The following is a 17,693-nucleotide window of genomic DNA, read 5'->3' on the forward strand; positions in this document are numbered from 1 at the left end:
GTGAGTGGAGGAAGAGGTGGGGTGGAGCGGTCAGGCGAGGAGCTCGCGCGCGGCGCGCAGGCTGTCGTCGTAGAGGTCGGCCAGCGAGCGCTCGGGCTCGTGCTCCGAGCCGGGAAGGCAGCCGTCGAAGAGCGCGACGAGCAGACGGATGAGGAGCCGGGCGCGGTCGGCGCCGAAGTCCTGGCCCTCGCGGGCGAGGATCACGTCGACGAACTCGGCGGTGATCTCCTCGAAGCGGGCGTGGGCGGCCACGATCAGCCGGGGCTCGCCGGTGATGACGCGACGCCCGAGGTCCATCTCGTCACGGGTGATGTCCTTGCCGTCGAGGACGACGCGCACCAGGACCCCGAGGTCCTCGATGAGGTGGCCGTGCGGCCCGCCGGCATGGAAGGTCGCCATCACCGAGGGCGGGATCTCCGGGGGGCTGCCCAGCACGGCGTCGAGCTTGCTCGGGAAGTAGTTGAACAGGGTGCGGCGCGACACCTCGGCGGCGTCGGCGAGGTCCTCCATGGTGAAGCCGTCGAGTCCGTGCTCGTCGGTGAGGCGCAGCGCGCACAGGGCGATCCGGTGCTCGGTCTCCTGCCGGCGTCGTTCACGGGTTGATGCACTTTTGCTCATGGAGTGCATTCTTGCACTCTTCTGGTGAAAGTGCACAATTGTGACGGCGGTCACGCAACGCCATGGAAGGTCGATCCAGGCGTTCTGGTCGTTGTGGTCGGCGCCTGCGCCCTTGTGACTTGCCCGTAACCCCAGGGGAGGGACAAGGTGGCGAGCGTGTCAAGACACTCCGCCACCACGTCGTCGTACTCGATCACCATGCGCCTGCACACCGCGCCCGACCACGGCGTCGTGGGGCAGGTCGCCACGGCGATCGCCACCGCGGGCGGCATCGTCACCGCCATCGACGTCGCGGAGTCGACCAGCGTGCGCCTGGTCCTCGACGTCACCTGCTCCGCGGGCGACGCCGAGCACGCCAAGGAGCTCGAGGTCGCGGTCGACCAGGTCGCCGGCGTCGAGGTCTACAAGGTCAGCGACCGCACCTTCCTGCTCCACCTCGGCGGCAAGATCTCGGTCAACAGCAAGGTGCCGCTGCGCAACCGCGACGACCTCTCGATGGCCTACACCCCGGGCGTGGGCCGGGTCAGCATGGCGATCGCCGAGCACCCCGAGGACGTGTGGCGCCTGACCTCCAAGGGCAACACGGTCGCGGTCGTCACCGACGGCTCCGCCGTGCTGGGCCTCGGCAACATCGGCCCCGGCGCCGCACTGCCGGTCATGGAGGGCAAGGCCGCGCTCTTCAAGCGCTTCGCCGACATCGACGCCTGGCCGATCTGCCTCGACACCCAGGACACCGACGAGATCGTGCGTGCGGTGGAGATGATCGCCCCCGGCTTCGGCGGCATCAACCTCGAGGACATCGCGGCGCCCCGGTGCTTCGAGATCGAGCGCCGGCTGCGCGAGAGCCTCGACATCCCGGTCTTCCACGACGACCAGCACGGCACCGCGATCGTCGTGCTGGCGGCGCTCACCAACGCGCTGCGCGTGGTGAAGAAGGAGCTCGCGGCCGCCCGCGTCGTCGTCTCCGGGGCCGGCGCGGCCGGCTCGGCCATCGTCACGCTGCTGCTGGCGGCGGGCGTCACCGACGTGGTGGTCTTCGACCGTGAGGGCTGCCTGGTGCCGGACCTGCCGGGCCTGTCGCCGGCCAAGAAGCAGCTCGCCGAGGTGACCAACCCCCGCTTGGTCACCGGAGACCTTCGTGCCGGGCTCGCCGGCGCCGACGTGTTCATCGGCGTGAGCGCGCCCGGGGTGCTCCAGGCCGAGTGGATCAAGGACATGGCGCCCGAGGCGGTCGTCTTCGCGCTGGCCAACCCCGACCCGGAGGTCGACCCGGCCGAGGCCGACAGGTACGCCGCGGTCGTGGCCAGCGGTCGCTCCGACTACCCCAACCAGATCAACAACGTGCTGGCCTTCCCCGGGGTCTTCCGCGGCCTGCTCGACGCCCGCGCCTCCGAGATCACCGTGGAGATGCTGCTGCGCGCGGCCGAGGCCATCGCGCTGGTCGTCAAGGACGAGGAGCTCAACTCCAGCTTCATCATCCCCAGCGTGTTCCACCCCGACGTGCCCAAGGCGGTCGCGGCGGCGATCCGGGGCGATCAGCGCTGATCAGCGGTAGCTGATCGCGGTCACCCCGCGGAACCTCACCGCGGTCGCCAGCGCGTCCTCGCGCAGCACGCGGTCCTCGGCACGGACCTCCACGGCGTAGGGGAGGTCGACGTACATCGACGTGACGACGAAGCCCGCCGAGCCGTCCTCCTCGTCGAGCTCGCGGCGCCACTCGAAGCGCACCGGGGTGCCGTTGTCGGCCTCCACGGTGAGCCGCTCCGCGTCGCCGTACTCCCGTTGGATGAACGCGCGCGCGGGCTTGACGCCGGTCAGCTCGCTGTAGGTGATGACGACAGGCGCGCCACCGACCTCGACGGTGCACTCCCACATCGTGGGGCGCGTGAACGCGGGGTTGTCGAGCAGCACGTCGCGGCAGTCGTCCTCGTCGGGCTGGAAGGACGGGAAGACCCACCGGAGGCCGGCGACCCCCTCGGGCAGCCCGCAGTCCTGCGGCTGCGTGCTCAGCTCGCCGTCCCAGCAGCGGACGGTCGCGGCCTCCGGCTCGGGCCCTGGCACCTGCTCCCAGAGCATCCGAGCACCGATGCCGCCCGAGACCACGAGGGCGCCGATGAGAGGCAGCAGCACCAGCGGTGTGCGGAAGTGCGCGACCGCGCGCATGGCGCGGGTGAAGCCGGAGGGGCCGCGGGGTGCGGCGGGTGCCGGCGGTCCCGGCAGGACGCCCGGAGACGAGCCTGTGTCGGCCGTGGCTCCGACCGCAGCGCCGCAGTTGGTGCAGAACCTTCCGGTCACGGCCGGCGCGCCACAGCGCGCGCAGGCAGGCCCCATGCCCTGCGGCTGTGTCATCGTGCACCCCTCGACGCGTCGTTCGTGGCGTCATTGTGGCGGTCCGTCGCGGCGGGTGCCAGTGCTCGGGGCCGGCGATGGGGGGCGGCCCCGGCGCCAGGACCTACGGCCCTGGACGTCAGCCAAAACTAGACCAGTACCCACCTGACCCTGGATGTATGCATGTCGTCGGCGCACAATGTCGCGCATGTCCTACGGAGTACTCACCTCGAAGGCCGGCCACCTCATGGTCGAGACGACGGGCGGCAACGGTGGCAGCGACACGGACGCGGTCCTCGACCGCTTCCAGGGTGCCTTCGGGGCCGCGTGGGTGCCGGGTCGGCTCACCCTGACCAGCCTGCACGTCAACTACGTGCCGTCCCGCTCGGGACCAGGCGTGTCGATGGTGGACCTGAACCTCCGCGACATCACGGGCGTCGAGCTGAGCAGTGGTCGGGTGTCGAAGACGATCGGGTTGCGCACCTCCCGGCACGTGGTCCACTTCCGCTGCCTCGGCGCCGCGACGGTCGCCCACCAGGTCGCCGGCGCTCTGGACCAGCTGCGCAAGAAGCATCGGAGCAGGTGAGCCCCCGGGCTCGAGGCGAACCCCGTCGCGAACTTTACAAACGTCAACCCCTTGTCAACCTCGTTTACAAACGCTACCTTCCTGTAAACCAGCAAGGAGGCTGACGATGGACATCCCTACCGAGAGCATCGCCAACAGCACCGTCCCGTCCGGGTCGAGTGACCAGTGGACCGACAAGAAGCGCTACCTGTGGCTGATCGGGCTCGTCGTGCCGTCCCTGGCGTTCATCGCCTACGGGCTGTGGCTCGCGACCGGGGTCGGTGCGTTCTTCTGGATCGGTCCGGTGGTGATCCTCGTGGTCGTCCCCGCGATCGACCTGTTCTCCGGCCTCGACCGCTCCAACCCGCCCGACGAGGCCATCGAGGCCCTCGAGGCGGACAAGTACTACCGCTGGGTGACCTACCTCTTCCTGCCGATCCAGTACGTCGGGTTCCTCGGCGCGATGTACCTCATCGCCCGCGGTGACCCGCTCGGCATCGGCGGCGACCTGACCACCTGGGACAAGGTCGGCCTGGCCCTGTCCATCGGCTGCATCGGCGGGATCGGCATCAACACCGCCCACGAGCTCGGCCACAAGCGCGAGGCCAACGAGCGCTGGCTCTCCAAGATCGCCCTGGCACAGAGCTTCTACGGCCACTTCTACATCGAGCACAACCGCGGTCACCACGTGCGCGTCGCCACCCCCGAGGACCCCGCCTCCTCCCGCATGGGCGAGAGCTTCTACGCCTTCTGGCCCCGCACCGTCGCCGGCTCGCTCAAGAGCGCCTGGCACGTGGAGAAGAAGCGCTACGCCCGTCGCGACCAGCACCCGTTCCGCATCGGCAACGACGTGCTCAACGCGTGGTTGATGTCGGCCGTCCTGTTCGGCGGCGTCATCGCCTGGCTGGGTCTCGAGGTCGTCCCCTTCCTGCTGCTCCAGGCCGTCATCGGCTTCTCGCTGCTCGAGGTCGTCAACTACATGGAGCACTACGGCATGCTGCGCCAGAAGGTGGGCAAGCCCGGCAAGGAGCGCTACGAGCGCGTCGACCCGTCGCACTCGTGGAACTCCAACAACATCGCCACCAACGTGCTGCTCTACCACCTGCAGCGCCACAGCGACCACCACGCCAACCCGACCCGTCGCTACCAGACCCTGCGTGACTTCGAGGAGTCGCCGGTCCTGCCCACCGGCTACGCCGGCATGATCACGCTGGCCCTCTTCCCGCCGCTCTACCGCCGCGTGATGGACCCCCGGGTGCTCGCCCACTTCGACGGTGACCTGACCCGGGCCAACCTCCAGCCGAGCAAGCGCGACAAGATCCTCGCGAAGTACCCGCCGCCGCTGAAGCAGAGCGCCGAGGAGATCGCGGCCGAGCAGGCCTCGGCCGACGCCGCGGCTGCGGCCGCCCTCACGCCCGACGAGGTCATGGCCGCGCGTTGCCCCGGCTGCGGCCACACCTACGAGGTCGAGGTCGGCAACGAGCTCGAGGGCTTCGCCGCCGGCACCGCCTGGTCGGACATCCCCGACGACTGGTGCTGCCCCGACTGCGGCGTCCGCGAGAAGGTCGACTTCGTGCCCCTGACCTCGGTGGAGGCACCGTGAAGATCGAGGTCGACCGCGGCAAGTGCGAGGGTCTCGGCATGTGCGAGGCCATGGCCCACGACTACTTCGAGGTCACGGAGACACCGGAGGGCGACGAGGTCATGACCGTCCTCAACGACACGCCGCCGGAGTCCGACCGGGCCCAGGTCTTCGCCGCGGTGCAGGCCTGCCCGGTCCTGGCGCTGACGCTCAAGGACTGATGGTTACGCTTCTGGACGTGAGCCTGCCGCCCGTCGAGACCATGCGCGAGCGCGTGGTCGACGCCGCGGTCGGGCTCACGTCCGAGCTGGGCTGGTCGCAGGTCACCATGGCCAAGCTGGCCGACGCCGTGGGCGTCAGCCGCCAGACGGTCTACAACGAGATCGGCACCAAGAGCGGTCTCGCCGAGGCGATGATCCTGCGCGAGCTCGACCGCTTCATGGCGGTCGTGAGCGTGGCCTTCGACGCCCACCCCGACGACCTGGTCGGCGCGATCCGAGCAGCCTCGCAGACGGTGCTCGAGCTGGCCCACGGCAACCCGCTGCTCCACGCGGTCGTCTCGGCCACCCACGGCGCCGACACCGAGCTGCTCCCGCTGCTCACGACGCACGCCGACTCGCTGCTGGTCGTCGCGAAGGGGATCATCACCGAGCGGATCGCCCCCTACGGCCTCGAGCTCGAAGCCGCTCGCCTCGACGTCGCCATCGACATGGTCGTGCGGGTGGTGCTCAGCCACGTGATGGCTCCCACCGGGTCGCCCGAGGACACCGCCCGCGGGATCGCCTGGATCGCCGAGCGCGTCCTGCGGTGAGCGGGGCCGGCGGCGTACGGCTCGGGACGCCGACCGGGCGCGCGGTGATCGCCGTGGCGGCTCTCGGCTCCGGCATGACGCTGCTCGACGGCACGGTGGTCAACGTCGCGCTGCGCAGCATCGGCGAGGACCTCGACGCCAGCCTGGCCGAGCTGCAGTGGATCACCAACGGCTACCTCCTGTCGTTGGCCAGCCTGATCCTGCTGGGCGGCTCGTTGGGCGACCGCTTCGGTCGGCGGCGGGTCTTCGTCGTCGGGACCGTCTGGTTCGCTGGCGCCTCGCTGCTGTGCGGCCTCGCGCCCACGCCCGAGGTGCTGATCCTGGCCCGGGTCCTCCAGGGCGTCGGCGGCGCGATGCTGACACCGGGCAGTCTGGCGATGATCCAGGGCGCCTTCGCCCACGACGACCGGGCGCGTGCGATCGGGGCCTGGTCGGGGCTGGGCGGGATCGCCACGGCGCTCGGCCCCTTCGTGGGCGGCGTGCTCATCGACCAGGCGTCGTGGCGCTGGATCTTCCTGGTCAACGCGCCGCTGGCGCTGGTGACCATCGTCGTCGCGCAGCGCGCGGTGCCGGAGTCGCGCGATCCCCACGCGTCCGCCCACCTCGACCTGGCAGGGGCGCTGCTGGCGACCGCGGCGCTCGGCGGCACGACGTACGCCCTGATCCAGTGGGGCGGCGCCCTCGCGCCGTACGGCGGCGGGCTGGCCGTCCTCGCGGGCGCCGCCTTCGTCCTGGTCGAGCGGCGCGAGCGGGAGCCGATGCTCGACCTCGGCGTCTTCGCCGACCGGACCTTCAGTGCCGCCAACGCCATGACCCTGCTCGTCTATGCGGCACTCGGGGCAATCCTCTTCTTCCTCACGCTGCAGCTGCAGACCGTCGGCGGCTACAGCGCCCTCGCCGCCGGCACGGCCACGTTGCCGATGACGCTGTGCCTGCTCCTGCTGGCCGCCCGCGGCGGTGCGCTCGGCGCTCGCATCGGCCCGCGGCTGCCGCTCACCGTCGGCCCGCTGGTCATGGCCGTCGGCACGCTGCTCCTGCTGCGCATCGGAGACGACGTCGTCTACTGGCGCGACGTGCTGCCCGGCATCACGGTCTTCGGTCTCGGGCTCGTGCTGCTCGTCGCCCCGCTGACGGCCACCGTCCTCGCCGCGGCCCCCGACGAGCACGCCGGCATCGCGAGCGGCGTCAACAACGCCGTCTCGCGGGCCGGTTCCCTGCTCGCGGTCGCCGCCCTGCCGGTGGCCGTGGGCCTCGGCGGGGAGCAGTACGCCGACCCCGTCGCGCTGGATGCCGCCTACTCCTCCGCGCTGCTGGTGTGCGCGGGGCTGCTGGTCGCCGGCGGGACGCTGTCGTGGCTGACGATCCGCAACCCGGCGGTCCTGCGGTGACCCGCACTGACCTGCCGAGTCGGCGCAGTGTTGCAACCGGTGCAACATTGCGCCGACTCGGCACTCACCAGGTCGGCACCGGCGGCGGGTCGTCGGGGTCGGGACGGTCCTCGAGCTCCTGCTCGTCCTGCTCCTGCTGCCGCCGCTCCTCGAGCGATCGTCGGTCGCGCTCGTCGAGCTGCTGCTCGCGCTCGTCGAAGGTCTCCTCCGGCGGCACCGGGGGTGCGGGATCCGGGGCAGGGTCGGTGCGCGCGTCGACGAGCTTGGCGGCCAGCCGCGCGTCGATGACCTCGGCCGTGGCCCGGTCCTCCTGCTGCCGTGCGAGGTCGGCCCGGTCGTCGGCCGAGCCGCCCTCGTCGACCGGAGGCTCCAGCGCGAGGCAGTCGGCGAGGGCCTCACGTCCCGCCGCCCACGACGCCTCGGCGTCGACAGGACGCTCGGCCGAAACGGCGTCCCCGATGGCCTCGAGCGCGAGCGCGAGGTTGCTCCGGACTGCGCACTCCCACGGCGCGGGCACGTGCTCGAGGGACTGCTCGTAGGAGCCGACCGCACCCTCGAGGTCACCCGCGCGGTGGCGGGCGACGCCCTCGTCGAAGGGGGCGATCCAGCGCTCGAAGGGGTTGAGCACCGCGTTGGCGGCGAAGCTGTCCCGCGCCTGCTCGAAAGCGCCACGGACATAGCGGTCCTGGCCCGACGACTCCGCCTGGAGCACCAGCGCGATCCGTCCGGAGACCAGCAGCAGCAGCAGCGCCGGCAGCAGCCCGACGAGGTAGAGCCGGTTGCGCGTGCGACGACGCGAGGGGCCGGTCACGACAGCGCCCGCCGGGCCTCGAGGAGACGCCGCCAGTGGCGCCGCAGGTCGACCAGCACCAGCACCAGCAGGGCCAGGGCGAGCAGCCAGGTCAGCTCGAGGGCCACCGGCACCTCGCCTCCGGGGGTGGGCTCGCTGTCGCGGAAGCGCTCCGTCCACCCGGCCGCGACCTCGTCGAGACCGCCGGGAGCGGTGCGGTGCAGGTAGGGGACCCCGAGCTCGTCGGCGACCGAGCGCAGGTTGGCCTCGTCGAGGCGCGACAAGGCGTCCCGGCCGGTGCGCACGTCCTGGATCCAGCCGCTGTCGGGCTGCTCCTCGTCGGCGGGCATCCGACCCCCGGCGACGGTCCCGTAGCCCAGCACCAGGCCGTCGTCCACGGCCGCCGCCAGGTCGTCGTACGACGCCTGGGCCTCGCGGTTGGTGTTCTCCCCGTCGCTCATGAGGACCACCAGCCGTGGCCGGTCGGGCACCCGCTCGCGCACCTGCGCGAGGAGGTCCCCCACCGCCTCGAGGGGTCGGTCGAGGCGTGAGCCGGTGCCGGCGAAGGGCTGCTCGCGACCGACCAGCGCGAGCGTGTCCTCGATCAGGGAGTCGTCCTGGGTCGAGGGGAGCTCGGTGGCGACGCGACGTCCGAACGTCACGACGGTGAAGCGACCGGTGGGCAGGGCGGCGACGAGGTCGGTGAGGTCACGGCGTACGCCGTCCAGGCGTGGCTGCCGGCCGTCCCAGTCGAGCGCGGACATCGAGGTGGTGCGGTCGATCACCACGATGACCTCGACCTGGGCGGCGTTGGTGGGGACCGGCTCGGTGCCGAGGCCGGGACGCAGCGCGATCGCGGCCAGCACCACGACCATGAGCGCGCGCAGGATCCACGCACGGCGCTCGCTGCGCCGCGACCAGACGGCGCCGACGACCGTGACGGCGAGCAGCGCGAGCGTGCCGATCACGACCAGGGGCAGGTCGACCAGGGGGTTCACCGGCGCCTCCCGACCAGGGCTGCCCCGAGCAGGAGGACGAGACCGCCGAGCGTGATCCAGAACGCCGTGGCCGGGTCGTCCACGGCGACCCCGGTCGCCCGGGACTCCAGCCGCTCCCGCTCCAGCCGCTGGATCGCGCGCACCAGGTCGTCGACGGCCCCGTCGTCCTCGACCACGGTCATCTCACCGCCCGTCGCCGTCGCTGCGTCGGCGAACTCCCGGGCCCGCCCGGCGGTCATGTTCGGCGTCCCCACCCCGTAGAGCACGACCTCGTCGCGGACAGCCTCCTGCGCTGCCTCGCGCAGCACGAAGATCCCCTCACCGAGCGGGTCGTTGTCCGAGGCGAGCACGACCGCCCGACCCCGTTGCTCGCCGGATTCCTCGAAGCGGGCGAGGCAGGACATCAGTCCGTCACCGGCTTGGCTGGCTCGTCGGGCCTTCGCCTCGGCGCCGGTGAAGTAGTCGAAGTCCCCGTCCGCGAACGCCGCCTCGGCCTCGTCGAGCCGGTCGGCGACGTACTCGTAGTCGTCGGTCAGCGGGAAGATCGCCACCGAGGACCCGCTGAAGATGGTGAGTCCCAGGCGCTCGCCGTCGAGCTCGGACAGCAGCTCTCGGAAGCTGGCGACGACCTGGAGGTTCCACCGGTCCATCGACGCCGAGACGTCGAGGCAGAGCATGATGTCGCGCCCGTTGCGATCCGGCTCGATCGTCACCGGTCGGGTGGGGCGCGCGGCGAGGAGCCCCGTGCCGACCACCATGGCCACGGCGCCGAGCGTGGCGAGCCCGGCGACCACCTGCTCGCGGCGGGCGAGGGCCCGGAAGCGCGGCAGGCTGCGGAGCCGCGCCGTGTGGGCGACCAGCACCGCGACGGCGTCCGCACGGCTGCGCGGTCGGCGGGCCCACAGCAGCAGGAGACCGAGCGTCAGCGCCGAGAGGGAGACGGCCAGGAGCGGCCAGCGCAGGTCGCTCACGGCCGCCAGCCCGAGACCAGCGCGCGGGCGTCGGCGAGGGCCGGCGCCAGGCGCTCGGCAGGCTCGCCCTGGGCCGGGGGAGCGAACTCCGGTGGGTAGACCAGTGCCACCACGTCGACGAGACCCTGGGGCCCGACGACCTGCAGCTGCTCGAGGGTCAGGGGCCGGGCGTCGAGCGGGCCGACGGTGGTGACGAAGGCGCGGACGATCTCGCTGATCGCCTGGTGGGCGCCGCGCAGGGACAGCTCCGCCCGGCCCACCGCCGCCTCGACCTCGTCCAGCCGCGCGAGGTGGGCGCGCCGGGCCTGGTCGAGCGACGAGGTGGGGCGGGGTCGAGCAGGACGGCGTGCCCACCAGGTGACGGCGGCGTAGTAGAGGACGACGAGGACGGGCAGCAGGACGGCCAGCCAGGTCAGCCAGGGTGCGTACGACGTCGGCCCGGTGAGCTCGGTGGCCGCCAGCTCGACGGCCGCGACCTCAGCGGCGAGCACGGCGGTGCCTCTCCAGGAGCCTGAAGACCGCGGGCACGGCCGAGGCGTGGTCGACCACGTGCTCGTGCGGGATGCCGAGCCGGGCGAGACCCGAGGCGAGGTCCTGGGCGTCGATGGCCAGCCGGGCGGCGTACTCCTCCTGGAGCCGGCGGTCGCCGCTCAGCCAGTCAGGCAGGGGGCTGCCGAGGTCGACGTCGGTGAGGTCAGGGAGGTCGTCCCGGGTCGGGTCGAGGTCGCCCACGGTGATGAGCAGCACCTCGTGCTGTGCCTGGGCCCGCTGCAGGAGGGTGGTCGTCCGCTCGTCGAGGACCGGGTCGTCGCAGACCACGACCATGATCGTGCGGCGGCGCCGGACGGTCCGGGCGACGTGCTCGAGGACGACGGCGAGGTCGGAGGCGGCACCGCTGTCGCCGATGGCGTCGTGGACGGCCCCGAGCGCGTGCTCCAGGCGCAGCTCGCCACCGGACGCCGGTCGGGAGCGACCGCCTGCCGCGTCGCCGTAGGCCACCCCGACGAGGTCTCCGTGCCGGACGGCGAGCCAGCCGACGACGCCGGCGACGAACACCGCGAGGTCCTGCTTGGGCACCAGCCGGTCGTTGACGGCCGCCATGCTGCGGCCGGTGGACACGACGAGGAGCACCGTGTGCTTGCGCGTCGCGACGTAGCGCTTGACCAGCATCTGCCCGCCGCGGGCCGAGGCCTTCCAGTCGACGTCGCGCACGTCGTCGCCCCGCACGTAGGTGCGCAGGTCGTGCAGGTCGAGGGAGCGCCCGACGTGGGTGGAGGCGTACTCACCCTGCAGCACCCCGCGCACCTTGCGATGGGAGTGCAAGGCCAGCCGGGCCTTGATGCGGGGCAGGTGGGTGGTCATGCGGGCGTCAGGGGGACGGGACGGCGTCGAAGACGGCGTCGACGATCTCCTCGGGCCGCACCCGCCCGGCGAGCGCCTCGAACGTGAGGTGCAGGCGGTGCCGGAGCACCCCGTGCCGCAGCCGACGCACGTCCTCGGGGATGACGTGGTTGCGGCCGTCGAGGATCGCCAGGGCCCGGGCGACCTGGAGGAACGCGATGCTGCCGCGCGGGCTCGCCCCGATCTCCACGTAGCGGCCGGTGTCGGCACCGACGACCTCGCCCACGTGGCGGGTGGCGTGCACCAGGCGGACGATGTAGTCCTTGATCGCGGCGTCCACGTAGACCCGCTCGGTGAGCCGCTGGAGCCCGACCACGTCCTCGGTGGTGAGGACCGGGGTGACCGGCACGGCGTGGGGTCCGAGCGTCCCGGCGTCGATGCGGTCGAGGACCGCGACCTCGTCGGCCAGCGAGGGGTAGTCGACGACCTCCTTCAGCAGGAAGCGGTCCATCTGGGCCTCGGGGAGGACGAAGGTGCCCTCCTCCTCGATCGGGTTCTGCGTCGCCAGCACCATGAAGGGCTCGGGCAACCGGTGGATGACGCCCGCGATCGACGTCTGCCGCTCCTGCATCGCCTCGAGCATGGCCGACTGGGTCTTGGCGCTGGCGCGGTTGATCTCGTCGAGGAGCACGACGTTGGCGTGCACGGGACCGAGCTGGGTGTCGAACTCGTGGGTGCGCGGGTCGTAGACCTGCGTGCCGATGATGTCGCTGGGCAGCAGGTCGGGGGTGCACTGGATCCGCGCGAAGTGGGCGCCCATGGAGGTCGCCAGCGTCGAGGCGGCCAAGGTCTTCGCGAGGCCCGGGACGCTCTCGAGCAGCAGGTGCCCCTCGGCCAGCATCGTCGCCAGCAGCGCGGTGCGGACCTGCTCCTGGCCCGACACCCGCGACGAGAAGGTCTGCTCCACCGCCGTCAGCAGCTGCCGGGCGTCGTCGAGCTCGCTGGCCTCGATCGTGGTCAAGGTGTCTCCTGGGCTGCCGTGAGCGTGAGGGGCCAGTAAAGCAAGGCCGAGTCGGCAGTGGGGCAACCGGCAGTTGGGCAACCACCAGCGCGTGTTGCACGTCCCGCCTACCCTCGGTGGTGGAGGTCACATGCACATCACGCGCGCGCTGACGGCGACCGGACTGGTCGTCGCTCTTGCCGTGCTGCCCTCGTGCGCGTCGCCCTCCGAGGGCGAGGAGCCCGGCACGCAGGCCAGCACCGGCGCCGAGGGGAGCACCCCGGCCGCTAGCACCCCGGGTGACCCGGGCGGCTCCGGTGCGCCGAGCGCGCCCGCGCTGGACCCGGCGTACGCCGTGGACCCGCCGGGTCCGCGGGAGGGCGCGATCGAGCCCTCCGACATGATCCTGATCGGCAAGACCGCGTTCAGCGACGAGACCGTCGCGGCGATCGAGGGCATCAAGGGGATCCAGCGGGTGGTGAGCTTCTCCCACGCGCAGGTGACCGTCGAGGGCAACGTGCTCGACATCGCGGCGGTCGACCCGTCGACCTACCGCAACTACACCCCGGTCGAGTCGGCCGACCTCCAGGAGGTCTGGGACCGGGTCGCGGCCGGCGAGGTGGCGGTGCTGCCCGAGCTGCGCAAACAGCTGCCGATCGACAAGGCCGGCTTCGTCAGGCTCGGCGTCGAGGAGGACGCGCCGCAGGTCCACGTCGGGGCCTTCGCGCCGCAGAGCCCGCTGGTCGACGCGGTCGTCAACTCCGCATGGGGCGAGGAGCTCGGCATGACGCCGGGCAACGCCCTGCTGATCTCCACGGGCATCGTCGCGCCGCAGTCGGTGCGCAAGGCCGTGCAGGCCGTCGCCGGTGACGGGGTGTCGGTGCAGCTCACCGACGTCGCGACCAGCCAGGGCATCGACCCCTCGGTGCAGCAGACCGCCGTGCTGGTCGGCTCGGTCGCCGACGTGGTCGGCACCTTCAACTACACCGTGATCGGCGGCGGCCGGATCGCCCCGGAGCCCGCGTGGGTCGCCTCGCACATCTCCACCGAGGAGATCCCGATCCTGGGCTCCGTGACGTGCAACCGCTTCATCTTCCCGCAGCTGCGCGCGGCCTTCGAGGAGATCGTGGCCCGGGGGCTCTCGGACGAGATCAACCCGGGGGAGTACGCCGGCTGCTACTACCCGCGCTTCATCGCCGGCTCCACGAGCCTGTCCAACCACTCCTTCGGCACCGCCCTCGACCTCAACGTGCCGGGCAACCTGCGCGGCACCGTCGGCGAGATGGACCGCCAGGTCGTGGCGATCATGAAGAAGTGGGGCTTCGCCTGGGGTGGCGACTGGCGCTACACCGACCCGATGCACTTCGAGGTCAACGCGCTGGTCGACCCGCGCTGATCCTCCCTGAGCCGCGAGGCGTCAGGCGGGCGGGACCCGGCACGCGGCGGTGCCGCCCGGGAGCCGGTAGCGGTAGCGCGCGACGAGCGCGTAGCCCAGCGCCGCGACGGGCCGCACCGGCGGCAGGTCGATGAGGTGTCCGAGCAGCCGGTAGCCGGCGTAGCGCACCCCCGGCCGGAAGGCGCGCAGAGCCGCGGCGATCGCCCGGTTGCCGCGGCGGGTGCTGTCGCCGTCGAGCCAGTACGCCGCCTCGCTGACCTGCTGCTCGGTCAGCCCCACCGCGGGCAGGTCGAGCGCCTGCCACGGGGCGACCTCGAACGCACCGCGCGCGCGGGCGAAGTCGGCGCAGCGCGTGCAGAAACCGCAGTCGGCGTCGTAGACGAGGGTCGGGGTGCTCACGTCACCGAGCCTACGGAGCACCCGTCTGGTCATGCGTCTGGTCAGGCGTCTGGCCGCCCGTCGCGGTGCGGACCGCCTCGGCGGTCATCGCCATCGTCGCCCGCGCCCGCACCAGGTCGGCGGAGAGGAAGTAGTGGTCGGCGCCCGGGGTCACGTCGTGCACCACCGGGATCCCGACCTCGCGCAACCGCTCGACGTAGCGGTCGCCGTCGGGGCGCAGGCTGTCGCGCTCGGCGGTGAGGACGACGGCGGCCGGGAGCCCGGAGAGGTCCGGGGCGAGGACGGGCGAGGCGTAGGGGTCCGCACGGGTCGCCGGGTCGGGGAAGTAGACGCGGCGCACCAGTCCGCGCAGGCTCGGCGAGATCATGCCGGGGCTGGAGGAGACGTCGGTGGCGAGGTCGAGGGCCGGCACGCCGAGCACCTGGAGCCTCGGTGTGAAACGACCCGAGTCACGGGCCTGGAGGCACACCGAGGCGGCAAGGCCGCCGCCGGAGCTGAAGCCCCCGACCACGAGCCGGTCGCCGTCGACGGGCACGCCGGTGACCGCTGCGAGCCGGTCGGCGGCGTGGTCGTGCACCCACGCCGACACGTCGTGGCACTGCTCCTGGGCGACGGGATAGGCGGCGTAGGGACCGGTCGTGAAGTCGACGTTGACGACGACCACGCCGGCGGTGGCCACGAGGTAGCGGCACCAGAAGTCGTCCATCTGCGGGTAGCGCATCAGCCACGCGCCGCCGTGGAAGTGCACGTAGACGCCCCGTGGCTGGTCGCGGTCCCACGCGGGGTCCGCGTAGACGTGGACCGGCACGGAGCCGTGCCGGGTCGGCACCTTGACCTTGCGTGGTGACGGCAGGTCGGTGCCCGCGAACCGCAGCTCCTCGCCGTACCGCACCGTCCAGCGGGCGCTCGCGTGCATCATCGTGGCGCTGATCCGGTCGCTGAGCCTCACCCCTGTCCTTCGGTGCGGACGCCGGCGCGGATGGCCGCGGCGGGGCCGGGGGTGGGTCGGTAGCGTGCCCCTCATGCGTGCAGCCCAGGTCATCACCACGACAGGTCCCACCGACATCGAGATCCGCGACGTCCCCGAGCCCACCCCGGGCCCCGACGACGTGCTGATCGAGGTGCACAGCGTCGGGACGTCCTTCCCCGACCTGCTGCTGAGCCGGGGCGAGTACCAGCTCAAGCCCGAGGTGCCCTTCACCCTCGGCGTCGACGTCGCCGGCACGGTCGTGAGCGGCCCCGGCTTCGAGCCCGGCCAGCGGGTGGCGGCGGTCGGCGGCTACGGCGGCGCCTCCGAGCTCGCGGCCATCCCCGCGATGTTCACCTTCGCGCTGCCCGACTCGCTCTCCTTCGACGAGGGCGCGGCGCTGCCGATGAACTACCTGACCGCGCAGTTCGCGCTCGCCGAGCGCGGCGGGATCCGCGAGGGCGAGACGGTGCTCGTGCACGGCGCCGCGGGCGGCGTCGGGACGGCGACGCTCCAGGTGGCCAAGGGGTACGGCGCCCGCACGATCGCGGTCGTCTCCACCGAGGAGAAGGCCGAGGTCGCGCGCGCGGCCGGTGCCGACGACGCCGTGCTGCTCGACGGCTTCAAGGACGCCACGATGGCGCTGACCGACGGCCAGGGCGTCGACATCGTGCTCGACGTCGTCGGCGGCGACGCGTTCACCGACTCGCTGCGGGTGCTGGCGCCGCAGGGTCGCCTGCTCGTCGTGGGCTTCGCCTCCGGGCAGGGCATCCCGCAGGTCAAGGTCAACCGGCTGCTGCTCAACAACGTCGACGTCCGCGGCGTCGGCTGGGGCGCCTACGCGATGCTGCGCCCGGGCTACATGCAGGAGCAGTGGCGTGCGCTCGAGCCGATGATGGCCAGCGGCGTGATCAAGCCGCCGATCGGCAAGACCTACGACTTCGCCGACTTCGGGCAGGCGCTCGTCGACCTCGACGAGCGACGCACGCTCGGCAAGGGCGTCGTCCACGTCCGGTCGTGAGCTCGTCCGCGGCAGCTCACGGGCAGCGGGCCCACGGGGTCCGGCTCGAGTGGGGCCCGACGGGGGCCGCGGCCATCGCGGACGGGGCCGACGTCGCGGTGGTCGTCGACGTCCTGTCCTTCACCACGACGCTGACCGTGGCGGTGGAGCGGGGGCTGGTCGTGCACCCCTTCCTCTGGCGTGACGAGCGCGCGACGGCCCACGCCGAGGAGCTCGGCGCGGTGCTGGCGGTCGGGCGCTTCGAGCAGCGCACGGCTGCGCCGGGCGCGACGGTGAGCCTGTCGCCGGCGGCGATGGCCGAGGTGGTGGCCGGCGGTGACCTCGAGCGGGTCGTGTTGCCCTCGCCCAACGGCTCGGCGATCAGCTTCGGCCTGCGTGACGCCGGGGTGGAGGTCGTCGGCGCGTGCCTGCGCAACGCCACGGCGGTGGGGCACTGGCTCGCTCCACGGGTGGCGGACGGCGCGGTGGTGGCCGTCGTACCGGCGGGGGAGCGGTGGCCGGACGGGACCCTGCGCCCTGCGGCGGAGGACCTGTGGGGTGCCGGGGCGGTGGTCGACGCGCTGGTGCTCGCCGGCGTCGCCGTCCCGGGCGGGATCAGTCCGGAGGCCCAGCTGGCCCGCGACGCCTTCCTGGCCGTGCGCGACCGGCTGCCCGAGCGGCTGCTCGGGTGCGCCGGTGGTCAGGAGCTCGCGGCCGTCGACTTCGCGGCCGACGTGGCGATCGCCGCGCAGCTCGACGTCAGCGCCGTGGTGCCGGTGCTGGGCGACGACGGGTTCCGCGACGCTCGTTGAGGTCGCGGCAGCCCGGGACGTCATACGGACGGTGGAGGCGACTCCTCGCGTCGTATGACGTTCGGGAAGCCCTGCTCAGAGCTCGTCGAGCTGGTGGATCGCCAGGTCGCCGTCGAGGACCGGCCCGAGGACCTCGAACGCCTTGGCGACGTGGGGCGTGCTCATGTGGGCGGTCATGTCGTCGGCGCTGCGCCAGGACTCGATCGTCACGAACGTGCCGGCCACCGAGGTCGAGGCGAACACCTCGTAACCCAGGCAGCCCTCCTCGGCCTGCGACGCGGCGGCGAGCTCCGCGAGGGCGGGTCCCGCGGCGGCGACGCCCTCGGGCTTGATCGGGATGGTGGCGACGACGCGCAACTGGCTCATGGAACCAGTTCTAGCAGCCCTGTCCAGACGCAGGCTGCTCCCGGTGACCCGCGGTTGGTTAGGGTCGGAGCGTGAGCATCCTCGATGACGCCCGCGAGGGCATGAACCCCGACATCCGCCCGCAGGACGACCTCTTCGGCCACGTCAACGGGCGCTGGCTCGAGGAGGTGGAGATCCCCTCCGACCGCTCCAGCTGGGGACCGTTCGTCCAGCTCGCCGACGTCGCGGAGCAGCAGGTGCGCACGATCATCGAGGAGCTGGCCGCCGGCGAGCCGCGCGACGAGGACGCCCGCAAGATCGGCGACCTCTACGCCTCCTTCATGGACACCGAGCGGATCGACCGTCTTGGCACCCGTCCGCT

Annotated in this window: 20 protein-coding genes and 1 pseudogene; 10 read left to right on the forward strand and 11 right to left on the reverse strand. The window is 72.4% G+C overall.

All coding sequences use genetic code 11. The features are described 5' to 3' along the window. Positions 1-30: 30 nt before the first annotated feature. Positions 31-618: a TetR family transcriptional regulator gene (locus AAG827_RS10985; protein WP_341926005.1), complete on the reverse strand. Its 588-nt coding sequence runs from the start codon at positions 616-618 to the stop codon at positions 31-33. A gap of 198 nt (positions 619-816) precedes the next feature. On the opposite strand from AAG827_RS10985, the gene AAG827_RS10990 reads away from it, so the two are divergent. Further along, complete coding sequence (locus AAG827_RS10990; RefSeq protein WP_341926023.1) at positions 817-2,163, forward strand: NAD-dependent malic enzyme; 1,347 nt, start codon at positions 817-819, stop codon at positions 2,161-2,163. Here AAG827_RS10990 and AAG827_RS10995 read toward each other — a convergent pair whose 3' ends face one another. After that, positions 2,164-2,967, reverse strand: coding sequence for a hypothetical protein (locus AAG827_RS10995; RefSeq protein ID WP_341926006.1), 804 nt, complete (start codon positions 2,965-2,967; stop codon positions 2,164-2,166). A 187-nt stretch (positions 2,968-3,154) separates the two neighbouring features. Here AAG827_RS10995 and AAG827_RS11000 point away from each other — a divergent pair, with 187 nt between their 5' ends. The 5 genes from AAG827_RS11000 (at position 3,155) to AAG827_RS11020 (ending at position 7,292) form a co-directional block, all read left to right on the forward strand. Next, a complete protein-coding gene (locus tag AAG827_RS11000; protein WP_341926007.1) occupies positions 3,155-3,532 on the forward strand; it encodes a hypothetical protein in 378 nt (125 codons plus the stop codon). Positions 3,533-3,638: 106 nt separating this feature from the next. After that, positions 3,639-5,114, forward strand: coding sequence for a fatty acid desaturase (locus tag AAG827_RS11005; RefSeq protein WP_341926008.1), 1,476 nt, complete (start codon positions 3,639-3,641; stop codon positions 5,112-5,114). Beyond that, entirely contained in the window at positions 5,111-5,314 is a 204-nt protein-coding gene (locus AAG827_RS11010; protein WP_341926009.1) for a ferredoxin, read from the forward strand. The genes AAG827_RS11005 and AAG827_RS11010 overlap by 4 nt, the downstream gene beginning before the upstream one ends. A gap of 17 nt (positions 5,315-5,331) precedes the next feature. After that, a complete protein-coding gene (locus AAG827_RS11015; RefSeq protein WP_341926010.1) occupies positions 5,332-5,904 on the forward strand; it encodes a TetR family transcriptional regulator in 573 nt (190 codons plus the stop codon). Then, the gene (locus tag AAG827_RS11020) at positions 5,901-7,292 is read left to right on the forward strand and encodes an MFS transporter (protein ID WP_341926011.1); all 1,392 of its coding nucleotides are present in this window, start codon (positions 5,901-5,903) and stop codon (positions 7,290-7,292) included. The genes AAG827_RS11015 and AAG827_RS11020 overlap by 4 nt, the downstream gene beginning before the upstream one ends. Before the next feature lie 64 nt (positions 7,293-7,356). Here the strand turns inward: AAG827_RS11020 and AAG827_RS11025 are convergent, their stop codons facing one another. From AAG827_RS11025 to AAG827_RS11050, 6 genes are read right to left on the reverse strand one after another with little or no spacing between them, the layout of a single operon-like run. After that, positions 7,357-8,103 (reverse strand): hypothetical protein, encoded by a 747-nt coding sequence (locus tag AAG827_RS11025; protein ID WP_341926012.1) that lies wholly within the window; start codon positions 8,101-8,103, stop codon positions 7,357-7,359. Then, positions 8,100-9,080, reverse strand: coding sequence for a vWA domain-containing protein (locus AAG827_RS11030; RefSeq protein ID WP_341926013.1), 981 nt, complete (start codon positions 9,078-9,080; stop codon positions 8,100-8,102). Before AAG827_RS11030 ends, AAG827_RS11025 begins: the two co-directional genes overlap by 4 nt. After that, positions 9,077-10,051 carry a VWA domain-containing protein gene (locus AAG827_RS11035; protein ID WP_341926014.1) on the reverse strand — a complete coding sequence of 325 codons (975 nt, stop codon included), beginning with the start codon at positions 10,049-10,051 and terminating at the stop codon, positions 9,077-9,079. Before AAG827_RS11035 ends, AAG827_RS11030 begins: the two co-directional genes overlap by 4 nt. After that, positions 10,048-10,542: a hypothetical protein gene (locus AAG827_RS11040; protein ID WP_341926015.1), complete on the reverse strand. Its 495-nt coding sequence runs from the start codon at positions 10,540-10,542 to the stop codon at positions 10,048-10,050. The genes AAG827_RS11035 and AAG827_RS11040 overlap by 4 nt, the downstream gene beginning before the upstream one ends. Then, positions 10,529-11,413, reverse strand: coding sequence for a DUF58 domain-containing protein (locus AAG827_RS11045; RefSeq protein WP_341926016.1), 885 nt, complete (start codon positions 11,411-11,413; stop codon positions 10,529-10,531). The genes AAG827_RS11040 and AAG827_RS11045 overlap by 14 nt, the downstream gene beginning before the upstream one ends. Positions 11,414-11,420: 7 nt before the next feature. After that, positions 11,421-12,404, reverse strand: a complete 984-nt coding sequence (locus tag AAG827_RS11050) for a MoxR family ATPase (RefSeq protein ID WP_341926024.1) — start codon at positions 12,402-12,404, stop codon at positions 11,421-11,423. A gap of 139 nt (positions 12,405-12,543) precedes the next feature. Between AAG827_RS11050 and AAG827_RS11055 the strand changes: the two genes are divergently transcribed. Further along, on the forward strand, positions 12,544-13,788 hold the full coding sequence (locus AAG827_RS11055; protein ID WP_341926017.1) for a M15 family metallopeptidase: 1,245 nt from the start codon (positions 12,544-12,546) through the stop codon (positions 13,786-13,788). A 21-nt stretch (positions 13,789-13,809) separates the two neighbouring features. Here the strand turns inward: AAG827_RS11055 and AAG827_RS11060 are convergent, their stop codons facing one another. Together AAG827_RS11060 and AAG827_RS11065 are read right to left on the reverse strand one after the other, a co-directional pair. After that, on the reverse strand, positions 13,810-14,187 hold the full coding sequence (locus AAG827_RS11060) for a DCC1-like thiol-disulfide oxidoreductase family protein (RefSeq protein WP_341926018.1): 378 nt from the start codon (positions 14,185-14,187) through the stop codon (positions 13,810-13,812). Positions 14,188-14,197: 10 nt separating this feature from the next. Beyond that, complete coding sequence (locus tag AAG827_RS11065; RefSeq protein WP_341926019.1) at positions 14,198-15,136, reverse strand: alpha/beta hydrolase fold domain-containing protein; 939 nt, start codon at positions 15,134-15,136, stop codon at positions 14,198-14,200. Positions 15,137-15,209: 73 nt separating this feature from the next. Here AAG827_RS11065 and AAG827_RS11070 point away from each other — a divergent pair, with 73 nt between their 5' ends. Together AAG827_RS11070 and AAG827_RS11075 are read left to right on the forward strand one after the other, a co-directional pair. Continuing rightward, positions 15,210-16,175: an NADPH:quinone oxidoreductase family protein gene (locus tag AAG827_RS11070; protein WP_341926020.1), complete on the forward strand. Its 966-nt coding sequence runs from the start codon at positions 15,210-15,212 to the stop codon at positions 16,173-16,175. Further along, positions 16,172-16,966 (forward strand): 2-phosphosulfolactate phosphatase, encoded by a 795-nt coding sequence (locus AAG827_RS11075; protein ID WP_341926021.1) that lies wholly within the window; start codon positions 16,172-16,174, stop codon positions 16,964-16,966. Before AAG827_RS11070 ends, AAG827_RS11075 begins: the two co-directional genes overlap by 4 nt. Before the next feature lie 75 nt (positions 16,967-17,041). Here AAG827_RS11075 and AAG827_RS11080 read toward each other — a convergent pair whose 3' ends face one another. After that, entirely contained in the window at positions 17,042-17,332 is a 291-nt protein-coding gene (locus AAG827_RS11080) for a putative quinol monooxygenase (RefSeq protein ID WP_341926022.1), read from the reverse strand. Between the two features lie 71 nt (positions 17,333-17,403). On the opposite strand from AAG827_RS11080, the pseudogene AAG827_RS11085 reads away from it, so the two are divergent. Continuing rightward, a pseudogene (locus tag AAG827_RS11085) lies at positions 17,404-17,693 on the forward strand (peptidase M13); the annotation flags it as partial.

The organism is Nocardioides psychrotolerans (assembly GCF_943371775.1).
Taxonomy (GTDB): Bacteria; Actinomycetota; Actinomycetes; order Propionibacteriales; family Nocardioidaceae; genus Nocardioides; species Nocardioides psychrotolerans_A.